Below are 14,592 nucleotides of genomic sequence, written 5' to 3'. Positions count from 1 at the left end.
CTGTTCGACCCGCAGCGACAACCACGGGCACCGGGTGGGGACCCGGTGCCGCCGCGGCCCGTGCCGTGGCGTACCGGTCACACGCGCGGAAGGGGGAGGATGTACCCATGCAGCCTAGGAACATGTCCATGAGCGGCGTCGTCGACCTCGCCGCGGTGAAGGCGGCCGGAGAGGCCAAGGCCAAGGCGGAGCGGGCGCGCGCCCAGGCGGCCCGGCAGGGCGGCGCCGGATCCGTCCCCCCGTCCGCGCTGGTGATCGACGTCGACGAGGCCGGCTTCGACCGCGACGTCGTGCAGCGCTCCGCCGAGGTGCCGGTCGTCATCGACTTCTGGGCCGAGTGGTGCCAGCCGTGCAAGCAGCTCGGTCCCCTGCTGGAGCGGCTGGCCGTCGAGTACGGCGGCCGCTTCGTCCTGGCGAAGATCGACGTCGACGCCAACCAGATGCTGATGCAGCAGTTCGGGATCCAGGGGATCCCGGCGGTGTTCGCGGTGGTGGCCGGCCAGGCCCTGCCGCTCTTCCAGGGCGCGGCGCCCGAGCCGCAGATCCGCGAGACCCTGGACCAGCTCGTCCAGGTCGCCGAGCAGCGCTTCGGTCTGACCGGCCTGACCGTGGACGCGGACGGCGAGGCCCCCGCCGCGGGCGCCGGGCCGGTGCCGGCCGGCCCGTACGACGCGCTGCTGGAGGCGGCGGTGCGGGCGCTGGACTCCGGCGACATCCCCGGCGCGGTCCAGGCGTACAAGAACGTCCTGGTCGACGACCCGGACAACACCGAGGCCAAGCTGGGCCTCGCCCAGGCCGAACTGCTCGGCCGGGTGCGGGGGGCGGACCCGCAGCAGGTCCGCAAGGACGCCGCCGACGACCCGGCGGACGTGCCGGCGCAGCTCGCCGCCGCCGACCTCGACCTGGTCGGCGGCCATGTGGAGGACGCCTTCGGGCGGCTCGTCGAGACCGTGCGCCGCACGGCCGGCGAGGACCGGAACGCGGCGCGGGTGCGGCTGCTGGAGCTGTTCGAGGTCGTCGGCCCCGACGACCCGCGGGTGGTCAAGGCCCGCGGCGACCTGGCGCGCGTGCTGTTCTGACCCGGTCCCCGGGTGGCCGCCCTTCCCCTGCGGGGCGGCGCGGCCACCCGGGGCTTCGCGTATCGCGTTTTGCCAAACTTTGACCGGGGCGACTGCTGTTACTTCCAGTAAGTCGAGGTCGGTCCCATATCCGCCTATCGGCGTCGAAGTCGCCTTTCGCCGAACCGGGCGGTAGCACCGTGAGTGCCCGGGCGACGGCGGGCCGTCGTGAGGTGTTCACCGGGCCGCTACCCGTCGGTAACGAGCCCCCTTGTGCCCCGGCCCCGAATGCACCACGATCGGCCACGCCCGGTCCGGTACCGCGGCGGCCGGTGAACGGCCGCGCCGCGGGGCCGGTTCCCCACCGGGCCGGCCGGGGCGTTCGCACCGGCCGCGGACAGGGGGGTCCCCGCCATCCCGCGGGGCCTGTCCGAACGGGCCGCGCGGACTCCTGCGCCGGGCGGCCGGTGGTTGTCGCTCGGGGGTGATCGCCGGTGTTCCGGACGCGGTTCGCGCCCGATCCGCGGGCGCTTCCCTCCCCGAGGACGTAGCGCTTCTCCATCCCGGACGGACCCGGCGGGTCCGCTCCGGAGATGCACGTCCGAGAAGGAGGAACCTATGGAGTCCCAGATTCGCGGTGGGACCAGATGGAAGCGGTTCGCCGTCGTCATGGTGCCCAGCGTGGCCGCGACGGCCGCGATCGGCGTCGGCCTGGCGCAGGGCGCGCTCGCCGCGTCGTTCGCCGTGTCCGGCCAGGAGTTCAAGGTCAAGGCGGCCCACCTGGAGGGCACCGGCTTCGCCCAGTACGGCGGTGTCGACATGGGCTACGCCGAGATCAAGGAAGGCGACAGGGTCGTTCCGCGCCCGGTGGCGATCTCGACCTTCCGGAAGGCCACGATCACCAAGATGTGCCAGTCGGTGGTCACGCCGAACGTCCCGGTGCTCGGCAAGGTCACGCTGAGGCTGGAGGCCGGCCCGGGCCCCGAGGAGAGCCGGAAGGTCCAGGCGACCAACCTGTACCTCGACGTCACCGAGTTGGACGCCGACGCCACGTTCACGAACATCGACATCGGCATGGCGGCCAAGGACACCGACAGCACCGTCAACCCGAAGCTCGGCAAGGGCCCGGCGGTCAAGGACACGAACATCAACCGGAACGGCTTCGCCCAGCAGGCGGAGTCGGCGGTCCTCACCAATGTGGAGCAGAAGGCGTGGGCGACCACGGCCGGCACGTTCAGGCTGAGCGGTCTGAGCATGGGCCTGCACCGGGGCGACGGCCCCGGGGTCGAGTGCTACTGACCGGATGATCCGTGCGGGCGGGCGCGGGGCCCGCGAGGCGATCGCGCCCGCCCGTCTCCCTCCTCACACGGCAACACCAGTTCCAGGGAGCTTCCATGAGCGCCGAGTCGCCGGAGCAGAACGAGCACCACGTCCGCGCCCTCAGGCGGCGGTTCCGCGACTGGCGGGGCACCCGGCCGTTCTGGGCGGGCCTGTTCACCCTGCTGGGCGGAATCCCCATCGTCTACTTCCCGTACGCCAGCCTCAAGTTGGGGCAGATGACCCTCTCGATGGCGACGACCACGGGCTCCGGGGCGCTGATCATCGGCGTCCTGCTGATCACCCTGGGCCTGACCATGTGGTTCCAGCAGGCCGTACGGGTCTTCGCCGGGGTCGCGGCGATCCTGCTCGCCCTGGTGTCCATCCCCGTGGCGAACCTGGGAGGCTTCGCCATCGGCTTCCTGATGGCCCTGGTCGGCGGGGCGCTCTCGGTCTCGTGGGCGCCCGGGCGCCCGGAGGACGGGTCGGCCGCCGCGGACCGCTCCCCGGAGCCCGCCGCCGCGTTCGCCCACCCCACCGCGACGACGGCCGTCGCCGACGGCGGGGGCAACCGTGCGGGATGACGAGACGCAGCGGGCGGCGGCCGGCGGAGCCGCGCGCGGGCGGCGGGGACCGCGCCACGCGGCCCCCCGCAGGTCGCTGCTGACCAGGCTCCAGGCACCGGCGGGCAAGGCGCTGGCCCTGGCCGCGATGCCCACGGCCGTCCTCGTCGGCATGAGCCTCACACCGCGGCCCGCGCTGGCGGACGACAAGGACGTCCCCTTCGCGCCGGGCCCGTGCGTGACGCGGTCGGACGATCCGGCGGAGTCGCCGGAACCGGAGCCGAGCGGATCCCCCTCGGGCACGCCCTCGGCGTCGCCCTCGGCCTCGGCGTCGCCGTCCGCGTCGCCGTCCGCTTCGGCGGGCGGTGGGCGGGAGACCGGGAAGCCGCCGGAGAGGCAGTACGGGAGGACCCCGGCGGACGGGGCGGCCGAGCCGGCGGCGACGCCGGCCGGGGAGCCGCGGACGGACGCCTCCCCGGCCCCCGCCCCGGAGGCGGCGCCCGAGCCCACCGCGTCCTACGACCCGCTGGACCCGCTGGGAGTGGGGAAGGCGGTCGGGGGCCTCCTCGACGGGCTGACGGGGACGCGGGAGCCGGTGGGAACCGCGACTCCGGCCCCGGCTCCGACTCCGGCCGTCCCGGCCCCGGCTCCGACTCCGGCCGTCCCGGCCCCGGCTCCGACTCCGGCCGTCCCGGCCCCGACGGTCACCGCCCCGACGGCCACCGCCCCGGTGGCGACCGGCCCGGCGGAGGGCCCCGGCGGGAAGCCGGCCGGGCGGCCCGCACTCCCGGAGGAGCCGCCGGCCGGAGCGCCGGACGGGATCGAGGAGGCCATCAGGGAGGCCGCCGGCGAGGTCGGCGCCGAGGTCGGGGAACTGCCCGAGGAGGTCAGGGGCCCGGGCCCGAAGGAGGACCGGGACGTCCCGGACGGCGCCAAGCCCCGCTTCCCGTGCCCGACCCCGGACCCGCGGGCGCTCGCGGAGGCCGAACCGGAGACCGGCATCCCGCACGTGGCGGACGAGCCGTGGCGGCTGGAGAGCACCCGGCTCACGCTGCGCGGGCTGAAGTACCACGGCATCGTCGAGGTCCGGACGGGCAGCGGCACGCTCAAGAAGGTCCTGAAGTTCACCGCGTCCGAGGTGGACATCAAGGACCTGCACCAGATCACCGTCCACAGCGCGGGCCGCACGGGCCACGTCTCCTCGCGGCCGGGTTCGACGTCCACGATCCGCGGCGGCACGGTGACGATGTACACGGAGGAGCTGAAGGGCGACCTCTTCGGCATCGTCCCGATCACGTTCAGCCCCCGGACCCCGCCCCCGCTGGACGTCCCCTTCGCCTTCTTCACCCGGGTGGAGGTCACCCAGGCGGCCCAGTTCGGCGGCACCCTCACCGTGCCGGGCCTGCGCAACCACGTCGAGGGCTGACACCGCGGCGGGGGCGGCGCCCCGGAGCACCGGGGCGCCGCCCCGCCGCCGTACGGGGCGGCGTCAGTCCCTCTCGCCGCCGCCCAGGTGGTGCACGCGGACCATGTTGGTGGTGCCGGGGACGCCGGGCGGGGAGCCGGCGGTGATGATCATGATGTCGCCCGGGTGGTAGCGCTGGAGCTTCAGGAGCTCCGCGTCGACCAGGTCCACCATCGCGTCGGTGTTGTCGACGTGGGGCACGACGTACGACTCGACGCCCCAGCTCAGCGTGAGCTGGTTGCAGGTGGACACCTCGGTGGTGAACGCCAGGATCGGCTGCGCCGCGCGGTAGCGGGACAGCCGGCGCGCCGTGTCGCCGGACTTGGTGAAGGCGATCAGCGCCTTGCCGTGCAGGAAGTCCGCGATCTCCGCGGCCGCGCGGGCCACCGAGCCGCCCTGGGTGCGCGGCTTCTTGCCGGGGACCAGCGGCTGGAGGCCCTTGGAGAGCAGCTCCTCCTCCGCCGCCACGACGATCTTCGACATCGTCCTGACCGTCTCGATCGGGTACGCCCCCACCGACGACTCCGCGGACAGCATGACCGCGTCGGCGCCGTCCAGGATCGCGTTCGCCACGTCGGACGCCTCGGCGCGCGTGGGGCGCGAGTTGGTGATCATCGACTCCATCATCTGGGTCGCGACGATCACCGGCTTGGCGTTGCGGCGGCACAGCTCGACGAGCCGCTTCTGCACCATCGGGACCCGTTCCAGCGGGTACTCGACGGCCAGGTCGCCGCGCGCCACCATCACCCCGTCGAACGCCATCACGACGTCCTGCATGTTGGCCACGGCCTGCGGCTTCTCCACCTTGGCGATGACCGGGACCCGGCGGCCCACCTCGTCCATCACCCGGTGGACGTCCTTGACGTCGTCGGCGTCGCGCACGAAGGAGAGCGCGACCATGTCGCAGCCCATCCGCAGCGCGAAGCGCAGGTCCTCCACGTCCTTGCCGGAGAGCGCCGGCACGTTCACCGCCGCACCCGGCAGGTTGATCCCCTTGTGGTCCGAGACCACGCCGCCCTCGACGACGATCGTGCGCACCCGGACGCCGTCCACCTCCAGCACCCTCAGCTCGACGTTGCCGTCGTTGATCAGGATCTGGTCGCCCTGGTCGACGTCGCCGGGGAGGCCCTTGTACGTGGTGCCGCAGATCGTCCTGTCGCCGGGGACGTCCTCGGTGGTGATGGTGAACTCGTCCCCGCGGACCAGCTCCACCGGGCCGTCGGCGAAGGTCTCCAGCCGGATCTTCGGGCCTTGGAGGTCGGCGAGCACGCCGACGGCGCGGCCGGTGTCCTCGGAGGCCCTGCGGAGGCGGTGGTACCGCTCCTCGTGCTCGGTGTGGCTTCCATGGCTCATGTTGAAGCGGGCCACGTTCATGCCGGCCTCGATGAGCGCTTTGAGCTGCTCGTAGGAGTCGACGGCGGGGCCCAGCGTGCAGACGATCTTGGAACGGCGCATGAGGCGGATCCTATCCGTTGGTCTCTGTACGAAATATCCCGAACGGCGGGATATACGGGGTGCGGTGCCACCGGGCCGGGCTCCCGGCCGGGACGGCGGCACCGCCCTTCCGGTGTCAGCCGCCCACCAGTGAGTAGGCCTGCCGGGCGATCTCCAGCTCCTCGTCGGTCGGGACCACCGCGACCGCCACCCGCGCGTCCGCGGGCGAGATCAGGCGCGCCTCCCCGGACCGCACGGCGTTGAGGCCGGGGTCCACCGCCAGGCCCAGCCCCTCCAGGCCCGCCACGGCGGCCTCCCGCACCGGGGCCGCGTTCTCGCCGACACCCGCCGTGAACGCCACCGCGTCCACCCGGCCGAGCACCGCGTAGTACGCCCCGACGTACTTCTTCAGCCGGTGGACGTAGACGTCGAACGCGAGCCGGGCCCGCTCGTCGCCCTCGTCGATCCTGCGGCGGATCTCCCGCATGTCGTTGTCGCCGCACAGTCCCACCAGGCCGCTCCTCCTGTTCAGCAGCTCGTCCACCTCGTCGACCGACATCCCGGCCACCCGCCGCAGGTGGAACGTGACCGCCGGGTCGACGTCACCGGAGCGCGTACCCATCACCAGGCCCTCCAGCGGCGTCAGGCCCATCGAGGTGTCCACGCAGCGCCCGCCGGCCACCGCCGAGGCGGACGCGCCGTTGCCCAGGTGCAGCACGATCACGTTCACCTCGGACGGGTCCCGGCCCAGCAGCCGCGCCGTCTCCCGGGAGACGTAGGCGTGGGAGGTGCCGTGGAAGCCGTAGCGGCGGATGCGGTGCGCGTCGGCGGTCTCCGTGTCGATCGCGTACCGGGCGGCGTACTCCGGCATCGTCGTGTGGAACGCCGTGTCGAAGACCGCCACCTGCGGCAGGTCCGGGCGCAGCGCCCGCGCCGTGCGGATACCCGCGATGTTCGCCGGGTTGTGCAGCGGGGCGACCGGGACCAGCCGCTCCACCTCCGCCAGCACCTCGTCGGTGACCACCGTCGGCTCGGTGAACCGCAGGCCGCCGTGGACGACCCGGTGGCCGATCGCCGCCAGCTCCGGCGAGTCCAGGCCCAGGCCGTCCGCGGCCAGCTCCCCGGCGACCGCCCGCAGCGCCGCCTCGTGACCGGGCACCGGGGCGGTGCGCTCGCGCCGCTCGCCCCCCGCCGGCGTGTGGACCAGGCGCGCGGCGTCCTCGCCGATCCGCTCCACGAGGCCGACGGCGAGGCGGGAGCCGTCCCGCATGTCGAGCAGCTGGTACTTCACCGACGAGGAGCCGGAGTTCAGGACGAGGACGCGGGTCGCGCTGGTCACGGATGCGGTGCTTTCTGTCGCCGGACGGACGGACGGGGTGGGCGGACGGAGCGGGTCGGGGGAGCGGGCGCGTCACGCGGGGCCGCGCGGCGCGGCCTGCGCCTGGATGGCGGTGATGGCCACCGTGTTCACGATGTCGCTGACGAGCGCGCCGCGCGACAGGTCGTTCACCGGCTTGCGCAGGCCCTGCAGCACCGGGCCCACGGCCACGGCGCCCGCCGAGCGCTGCACCGCCTTGTAGGTGTTGTTGCCCGTGTTCAGGTCGGGGAAGACCAGCACGGTGGCCCGGCCCGCCACCTCCGACCCGGGCAGCTTGGTCGCCGCGACGGACGGCTCCACGGCGGCGTCGTACTGGATCGGGCCCTCGACGCTCAGCTCCGGGTGCGCCGCGCGGACCAGCTTCGTCGCCTCCCGCACCTTGTCCACGTCCGCGCCCGACCCCGACGTGCCGGTGGAGTACGACAGCATCGCGATCCGCGGCTCCACGCCGAACCGGGCGGCCGTGGCGGCCGACTGGACGGCGATGTCGGCGAGCTGCTCGGCGTCCGGGTCCGGGTTGACCGCGCAGTCGCCGTACACGAGCACCTCGTCGGCCAGGCACATGAAGAACACCGACGACACGATGGAGGCGTCCGGCTTGGTCTTGATGATCTCGAACGCGGGCCGGATCGTCGCCGCCGTCGAGTGCACCGACCCCGACACCATGCCGTCCGCCAGGCCCTCCTGCACCATCAGCGTGCCGAAGTAGTTGACGTCCGACACGATGTCGTACGCCAGCTCCACCGAGACGCCCCTGTGGGCCCGCAGCGCCGCGTACCGCTCGGCGAAACGCTGCCGCAGCTCGGACGCCACCGGGTCGACGAGCTGCGCGGCGGACAGGTCCACGCCCAGGTCGGCGGCCTTCTTGCGGATCACGTCCGGGTCGCCGAGCAGCGTCAGGTCGCACACGTCGCGGCGGATCAGCACGTCGGCGGCGCGCAGCACCCGCTCCTCCGCGCCCTCCGGCAGGACCACCCGGCGGCGGTCGGCGCGGGCCTGCTCCAGCAGCTCGTGCTCGAACATCATCGGGGTGACGCGGCCGCTGCGTGCCACGGACATCCGCTTCAGCAGGTCGGCCGTGTCGACGTGCCGCTCGAACAGGCCCAGCGCGGTCTCCGCCTTGCGCGGGGTGCCCGCGGTCATCCGGCCCTCCAGCGCGAACAGCTCCTGCGCGGTGGGGAAGCTGTTGCCGCTGACCGCGATCACCGGCGTGCCGGGGGCCAGGCGGGAGGCGAGGGCGAGGACCTCGTCGCCGGGCTGCTCGTTCAGGGTGAGCAGGACGCCCGCGATGGGCGGCGTGCCGGCCGAGTGCGCGGCCAGCGCGCCCACCACCAGGTCGGCGCGGTCGCCGGGGGTGACGACCAGGCAGCCGGGGGTCAGGGCGTTGAGGAAGTTCGGCAGCGTCGCGCCGCCGAAGACGAAGTCCAGGGCGTCGCGCGCCAGCCCCGAGTCGTCGCCGAGCACGACGCGGGCGCCCAGCGCGTGGGCGATCTGCGCGACCGTCGGGGCGGACAGCGCCGGCTGGTCGGGCAGGACGTAGCAGGGGACGGGGAGGCGGGCCGCGAGCCGTTCGGCTATCGCGTCCCGGTCCTCGGCCGCGACCCGGTTCACGGCCATCGCCAGGACGTCGCAGCCCAGCCCGGCGTACGCGCGGAACGCGTTGCGGGCCTCGGCGCGCACCGCGTCGGCGGGCCGGCCCTTGGCGCCGACGACGGGGATGACGGAGGCGCCGAACTCGTTGGCCAGGCGCGCGTTGAGCGCCAGCTCGTCGGGGAGCTGCGTCGCGGCGAAGTCCGTGCCGAGGACGAGGACGACGTCGTACTCGCGCGTCACCGCGTGGAACCGGTCCACCAGGTGCGCGACGAGCGCGTCGGTGCCCTGCTCGGCCTGGAGCGCCGCCGCCCGCGCGTAGTCCGTCCCGTACGCCGTCGCCGGGTCCTGCGGCAGCCGGTACCGGGCCCGCAGCAGGTCGAACAGGCGGTCCGGCCCGTCGTGCACCAGCGGGCGGAACACCCCCACCCGGTCCACCTGGCGCGTGAGGAGCTCCATCACCCCCAGCTCGACGACCTGGCGGCCGTCCCCGCGCTCGATCCCGGTCACGTACACGCTGCGCGTCACGCCGTGGTCTCCCCTCCGTCAAAGGAGTGTTCGACTGGTACTCCGTATCGGCGAAAAAACACCTCTGGAGGGACAGCCTTCCCCTCTTGACAGTACCTGTGCGGGTAAGTACCGCGCCTGCCGGGTGTGACCTGGGACACCGGGGGCCGCGAGGGGTTCCCGGCCCGCTCCGGGGGCCTTCGCGCGGGCTCCCCGCCCGAGTGCCGGTCGGGCGGGGAGCGTGCGGCACATGGGACAATTCGGGTGATCCCCATACGGCACGGCGACTCCCTACCGAGCAGGAGAGACAGCACGATGCGCATCGGAGTCCTCACCGCAGGCGGCGACTGCCCCGGCCTGAACGCCGTGATCCGCTCGGTCGTGCACCGCGCGCTCACCGGCCACGGGGACGAGGTCATCGGCTTCGAGGACGGGTTCAAGGGCCTCCTCGACGGCCACTACCGGCCACTGGACCTGAACGCCGTCAGCGGCATCCTCGCCCGCGGCGGCACCATCCTCGGCTCGGCCCGGCTGGAGCGCTCCCGGTTGCGGGAGGCCGCCGAGAACTGCGGCGAGCTGCAGCGCCGGTACGGCCTCGACGTGCTCATCCCGATCGGCGGCGAGGGGACGCTGACGGCGGCCCGCATGCTGTCCGACGCGGGCATGCCGGTGGTCGGCGTCCCCAAGACCATCGACAACGACATCTCGTCCACGGACCGCACCTTCGGCTTCGACACGGCGGTGATGGTCGCCACCGAGGCCATGGACCGCCTGAAGACCACCGCCGAGTCGCACCAGCGCGTGATGGTGGTCGAGGTGATGGGGCGTCACGCCGGGTGGATCGCCCTGGAGTCCGGCATGGCGGGCGGCGCCCACGGCATCTGCCTGCCGGAGCGGCCCTTCCAGGTGGACGACCTGGTCAAGATGGTCGAGGAGCGGTTCGCGCGCGGCAAGAAGTTCGCGGTGATCTGCGTCGCGGAGGGGGCGCGCCCGGCGGAGGGCTCCATGGAGTACCGCAAGGGCGAGATCGACCAGTACGGGCACGAGCGCTTCACGGGCATCGGCACCCGGCTCGCCGCGGAACTGGAGAAGCGCCTCGGCAAGGAGGCCCGGCCCGTGATCCTCGGCCACGTCCAGCGCGGGGGCACGCCGACCGCGTACGACCGGGTGCTCGCGACCCGCTTCGGCTGGCACGCGGTGGAGGCCGCGCACCGGGGCGACTTCGGGAGGATGACGGCGCTGCGGGGGACGGCCGTCACGACGGCGCCGCTCGCCGACGCGACGACCCGGCTGAAGACGGTGCCGGAGGGCCGGATGCTGGAGGCGGAGTCCGTCTTCTGAGACCGGGGCCGGGGCCCCGGCGTCCCTCCGGGGCCCCGGCGCCGGGAGGGCGGGCGCGGCGGCCCGGACCGTCCGAAAACGCGCGGGCGGAGCGCACGCGGCGCTGCCCGGGAGCGCGGTCGTGGGGGATGGTGGCGGGGACCCACCGGGACGCGCAGCGCACTCGTCGAAGGAGGACCCGTGACCGCACGGCGCGAACGGACCCACTGGCTCTACCCGGCCGTCGTCGCGGCGGTCGCGCTCGGCGTCGCCCTGGGCCTCGCCGCACCGGGCTTCGCACAGGACCTCAAGCCGCTGGGCACCGGCTTCGTCGACCTCATCACGATGATGATCTCGCCGGTGATCTTCTGCACGATCGTGCTGGGTGTGGGCTCGGTGCGCAGGGCCGCGAAGGTGGGCGCCGTCGGCGGCCTGGCCCTCGCCTACTTCACGGCCATGTCCACCGTCGCCCTCGCGATCGGCCTGGTCGTCGGCAACCTGCTGGAGCCCGGCGCCGGACTGCGCGTCACCGACGAGGCCCGCGCGGCGGGCGAGCGGCACGCCGAGGGGGCGGGCGGGGGCACCGCCGACTTCCTCCTGGGGATCGTCCCCGAGACCCTGGTGTCGGCGTTCACCGAGGGCGAGGTGCTCCAGACGCTGCTGGTCGCCCTGCTCACGGGCTTCGCGCTGCAGGCGATGGGCGCGGCGGGCGAGCCGGTGCTGCGCGGCGTCGGCCACCTGCAGCGGCTGGTCTTCCGGATCCTGGCGATGATCATGTGGGTGGCGCCGGTCGGCGCGTTCGGCGCGATCGCCGCGGTGGTCGGCTCGACCGGCGTGGACGCGCTGAAGTCGCTCGCCGTCCTCATGCTCGGCTTCTACGCCACCTGCCTGGTCTTCGTCCTCGTCGTCCTCGGCGCGCTGCTGCGGCTGGTGGCGGGGATCGGCGTGCTCGCGCTGCTGCGGTACCTGGCGCGGGAGTTCCTGCTGATCCTGTCCACCTCGTCGTCCGAGTCGGCGCTGCCCCGGCTGATCGCGAAGATGGAGCACCTGGGCGTCAGCCGGCCGGTCGTCGGCATCACCGTGCCGACCGGCTACTCCTTCAACCTGGACGGCACCGCCATCTACCTGACGATGGCCTCGCTGTTCGCCGCCGAGGCGCTGGGGCAGCCGCTGGCGGTCGGTGAGCAGGTCTCGCTCCTGGTCTTCATGGTCGTCGCGTCGAAGGGCGCGGCCGGCGTCACCGGCGCCGGGCTCGCGACCCTCGCGGGCGGCCTCCAGTCGCACAAGCCGGCGCTCGTCGACGGCGTGGGCCTGATCGTCGGCATCGACCGGTTCATGAGCGAGGCGCGGGCCCTGACCAACTTCGCGGGCAACGCGGTCGCGACCGTGCTGATCGGCACCTGGACGAAGGAGTTCGACCGGGAGCGCGCGGCGGAGGTCCTCGCCGGCCGGGCGCCGTTCGACGAGACGGCCCCGCCGGACGGCACCCCCGCCCCGGACGGTTCNCNCACACTGGACGCCGCCGGCACCCGGGCGGCACTCCGGGCGCCGGCACCCCGGACCGGCCCGCCGGGACGGGGGAGCCCTCCCGGGCGTGACCCCGACGCGGCCCCGGCNGGCCGCCCGGCGCCGGCCCGCCGGGGCGCCGGCCCGCGCGGCCCGGGACCCCGGGCCCGTACGGCTCAGGCGGGCCTGAGCCAGACCGTCGCCAGCGGCGGCAGCGTCATGCGGATGCCGTCGGCCCCGCGCTTCAGCGGGCCCTCGTTGCGGACGCCGCCGCCGCCGTACCGCGCGGCGTCCGTGTTGAGGACCTCCACCCAGGCCGGTACGGACTCCGGCGCCCACAGCCGGTAGTCGTGCCGCACCACGGGGGAGAAGTTGCTCACCGCCAGCAGCGGGGAGCCCAGCGCGTCGTACCGCACGAAGGCGAACACGTTGTCGTCGGCGGCGTCGCCCAGCGCCCACCGGAAGCCCTCCGGGGCGGTGTCCCGCTCCCACAGCGCGGGGGTCGCCGTGTAGAGCGCGTTCAGGTCGCGCACCAGGTCCCGCACGCCCCGGTGGTCGCCCGCCGAGTGGTAGTCGTCGGCCAGCAGCCACCACTCCGGCCCGTGCTCCTCCGACCACTCGGCGCCCTGCGCGAACTCCTGCCCCATGAACAGCAGCTGCTTGCCCGGATGGGCCCACATGAAGCCCAGGTACGCGCGGTGGTTGGCGCGCCGCTGCCACCAGTCGCCCGGCATCTTCGACACCAGCGCCTGCTTGCCGTGCACCACCTCGTCGTGGGAGATCGGCAGCACGTAGTTCTCGCTGTAGGCGTACACCATCGAGAACGTCATCTCATTGTGGTGGTACTTGCGGTGCACCGGCTCCTTGGAGACGTACACCAGCGAGTCGTGCATCCAGCCCATGTTCCACTTCAGGCCGAAACCGAGGCCGCCCTGGTCGGTGGGGCGGGTCACGCCCTCCCAGGCGGTGGACTCCTCGGCGACCGTCACCACGCCGGGGCAGCGGCGGTAGACGGTCGCGTTCATCTCCTGCAGGAAGCGGACCGCGTCGAAGTTCTCCCGCCCGCCGTGCTCGTTGGGCACCCATTCGCCGTGCTCGCGGGAGTAGTCCAGGTACAGCATCGAGGCGACCGCGTCGACCCGCAGGCCGTCGATGTGGAACTCCTCGCACCAGTACACGGCGTTCGCCACCAGGAAGTTGCGCACCTCGGTGCGCCCGTAGTCGAACTCCAGCGTCCCCCAGTCGGGGTGCTCGGCGCGGCGCGGGTCGGGGTGCTCGTACAGCGGGGTCCCGTCGAAGCGGGCCAGCGCCCAGTCGTCCTTGGGGAAGTGCGCCGGGACCCAGTCGACGAGGACGCCGATGCCCTCCTGGTGCAGCCGGTCCACCAGGTACCTGAAGTCGTCCGGCGTCCCCAGCCGGGCCGTCGGCGCGTAGTACGAGGTGACCTGGTAGCCCCACGACGGGCTGTAGGGGTGCTCGGCGACCGGCATCAGCTCCACGTGGGTGAACCCGAGGTCCTTCACGTACGCCGGCAGCGCCTCGGCCAGCTCGCGGTACGACAACCCGGGCCGCCACGACGGCAGGTGCACCTCGTACACGGAGAACGGCGCCTCGTGGACCGGGCGTTCGCCCCGGCGGGCCATCCACTCCCCGTCCCGCCACTCGTGGTGCGAGGCGGTGACGACGGAGGCGGTCTCCGGCGGGCACTGGGTGCGCCGCGCCATCGGGTCGGCGCGCAGCGAGCGGTGCCCGTCCGGGCCGACCACCTCGAACTTGTACAGCGTGCCCTCGCCGACGCCGGGCACGAACAGCTCCCACACCCCGCTGGCGCCCAGCGACCGCATCGGCAGGCCGGTGCCGTCCCAGAACGTCCAGTCCCCGGCGAGCCGCACCCCGCGGGCGTTGGGCGCCCACACCGTGAAGCGGGTGCCGGTCACGCCCTGGTGGGTCGTCACATGGGCGCCGAGCGCCGTCCACAGCTCCTCGTGCCGGCCCTCCCGGATCAGGTGCAGGTCCAGCTCGCCCAGCGCGGGCAGGAACCGGTACGGGTCGTGGACGTCCAGCTCGGCCCCGTCGTACGACACGAGCAGCCGGTAGCCGTCCGGCACCCCGGGCAGCGGCAGGACGCCCGAGAACAGGCCGTCCCCGTCGTCGTGCAGCGCGTGCCGGGCCCCGTCGGGGAGGAGGACGGCGACCCCCCGGGCGTGCGGGCGCAGCGCCCGGAACGCGATCCCCTCCGGTACCGGGTGGGCGCCCAGCAGCCCGTGCGGGTCGTGGTGCTCGCCGACGAGCAGCCGTGCCCGGTCGGCGCCCGCTAGGGGGTGCGGCGGCACCCCGTCGTTCCCCTTCCGGGGGCGGGGCGGCGCGGTGGCGGACGGGGCTCCCGCGCCCGCCGCTCCCGCTCCCGCGCCCGCCGCGGTCCGGGCGGCCGGCTCCTCCCGGGCGCCCCCGGCG

Annotated in this window: 9 protein-coding genes and 1 pseudogene; 6 read left to right on the top strand and 4 right to left on the bottom strand. The window is 74.0% G+C overall.

Going from position 1 to position 14,592, the window contains the following annotated elements:
* Positions 1 to 107 precede the first annotated feature (107 nt).
* The 4 genes from MW084_RS02025 to MW084_RS02010 all read left to right on the top strand — a co-directional run bounded on the left by MW084_RS02025 (position 108) and on the right by MW084_RS02010 (position 4,364).
* Positions 108 to 1,079, top strand: a complete 972-nt coding sequence (locus MW084_RS02025) for a tetratricopeptide repeat protein (RefSeq protein WP_010476363.1) — start codon at positions 108 to 110, stop codon at positions 1,077 to 1,079.
* 597 nt (positions 1,080 to 1,676) lie between these two features.
* Positions 1,677 to 2,357, top strand: coding sequence for a DUF6230 family protein (locus MW084_RS02020; protein ID WP_010476361.1), 681 nt, complete (start codon positions 1,677 to 1,679; stop codon positions 2,355 to 2,357).
* Positions 2,358 to 2,452: 95 nt separating this feature from the next.
* Positions 2,453 to 2,959, top strand: a complete 507-nt coding sequence (locus MW084_RS02015; protein WP_010476359.1) for a DUF6114 domain-containing protein — start codon at positions 2,453 to 2,455, stop codon at positions 2,957 to 2,959.
* Positions 2,949 to 4,364, top strand: a complete 1,416-nt coding sequence (locus MW084_RS02010; RefSeq protein ID WP_010476357.1) for a hypothetical protein — start codon at positions 2,949 to 2,951, stop codon at positions 4,362 to 4,364. Before MW084_RS02015 ends, MW084_RS02010 begins: the two co-directional genes overlap by 11 nt.
* A 63-nt stretch (positions 4,365 to 4,427) precedes the next feature.
* Here the strand turns inward: MW084_RS02010 and pyk are convergent, their stop codons facing one another.
* The 3 genes from pyk to pta form a co-directional block, all read right to left on the bottom strand.
* A complete protein-coding gene (gene pyk, locus MW084_RS02005; RefSeq protein WP_010475553.1) occupies positions 4,428 to 5,858 on the bottom strand; it encodes a pyruvate kinase in 1,431 nt (476 codons plus the stop codon).
* 115 nt (positions 5,859 to 5,973) lie between these two features.
* The gene (locus MW084_RS02000; protein ID WP_010475554.1) at positions 5,974 to 7,176 is read right to left on the bottom strand and encodes an acetate kinase; all 1,203 of its coding nucleotides are present in this window, start codon (positions 7,174 to 7,176) and stop codon (positions 5,974 to 5,976) included.
* Between the two features lie 72 nt (positions 7,177 to 7,248).
* The gene (pta, locus tag MW084_RS01995) at positions 7,249 to 9,333 is read right to left on the bottom strand and encodes a phosphate acetyltransferase (RefSeq protein ID WP_010475555.1); all 2,085 of its coding nucleotides are present in this window, start codon (positions 9,331 to 9,333) and stop codon (positions 7,249 to 7,251) included.
* Between the two features lie 294 nt (positions 9,334 to 9,627).
* Here pta and MW084_RS01990 point away from each other — a divergent pair, with 294 nt between their 5' ends.
* Both MW084_RS01990 and MW084_RS01985 read left to right on the top strand, forming a co-directional pair.
* Complete coding sequence (locus MW084_RS01990) at positions 9,628 to 10,653, top strand: ATP-dependent 6-phosphofructokinase (protein WP_010475556.1); 1,026 nt, start codon at positions 9,628 to 9,630, stop codon at positions 10,651 to 10,653.
* A 180-nt stretch (positions 10,654 to 10,833) separates the two neighbouring features.
* Positions 10,834 to 12,137, top strand: a pseudogene (locus tag MW084_RS01985) (cation:dicarboxylate symporter family transporter); the annotation flags it as partial.
* 177 nt (positions 12,138 to 12,314) lie between these two features.
* Here MW084_RS01985 and glgB read toward each other — a convergent pair.
* The coding region (gene glgB / locus MW084_RS01980) for a 1,4-alpha-glucan branching enzyme (protein WP_275563439.1) at positions 12,315 to 14,592 on the bottom strand (2,278 nt) is incomplete at its 5' end.

It is taken from the genome of Streptomyces sudanensis (assembly GCF_023614315.1).
GTDB lineage: Bacteria > Actinomycetota > Actinomycetes > Streptomycetales > Streptomycetaceae > Streptomyces > Streptomyces sudanensis.
Note: the sequence above shows the minus strand (reverse complement) of the source record. Positions and strands in the feature narration are given on the sequence as shown.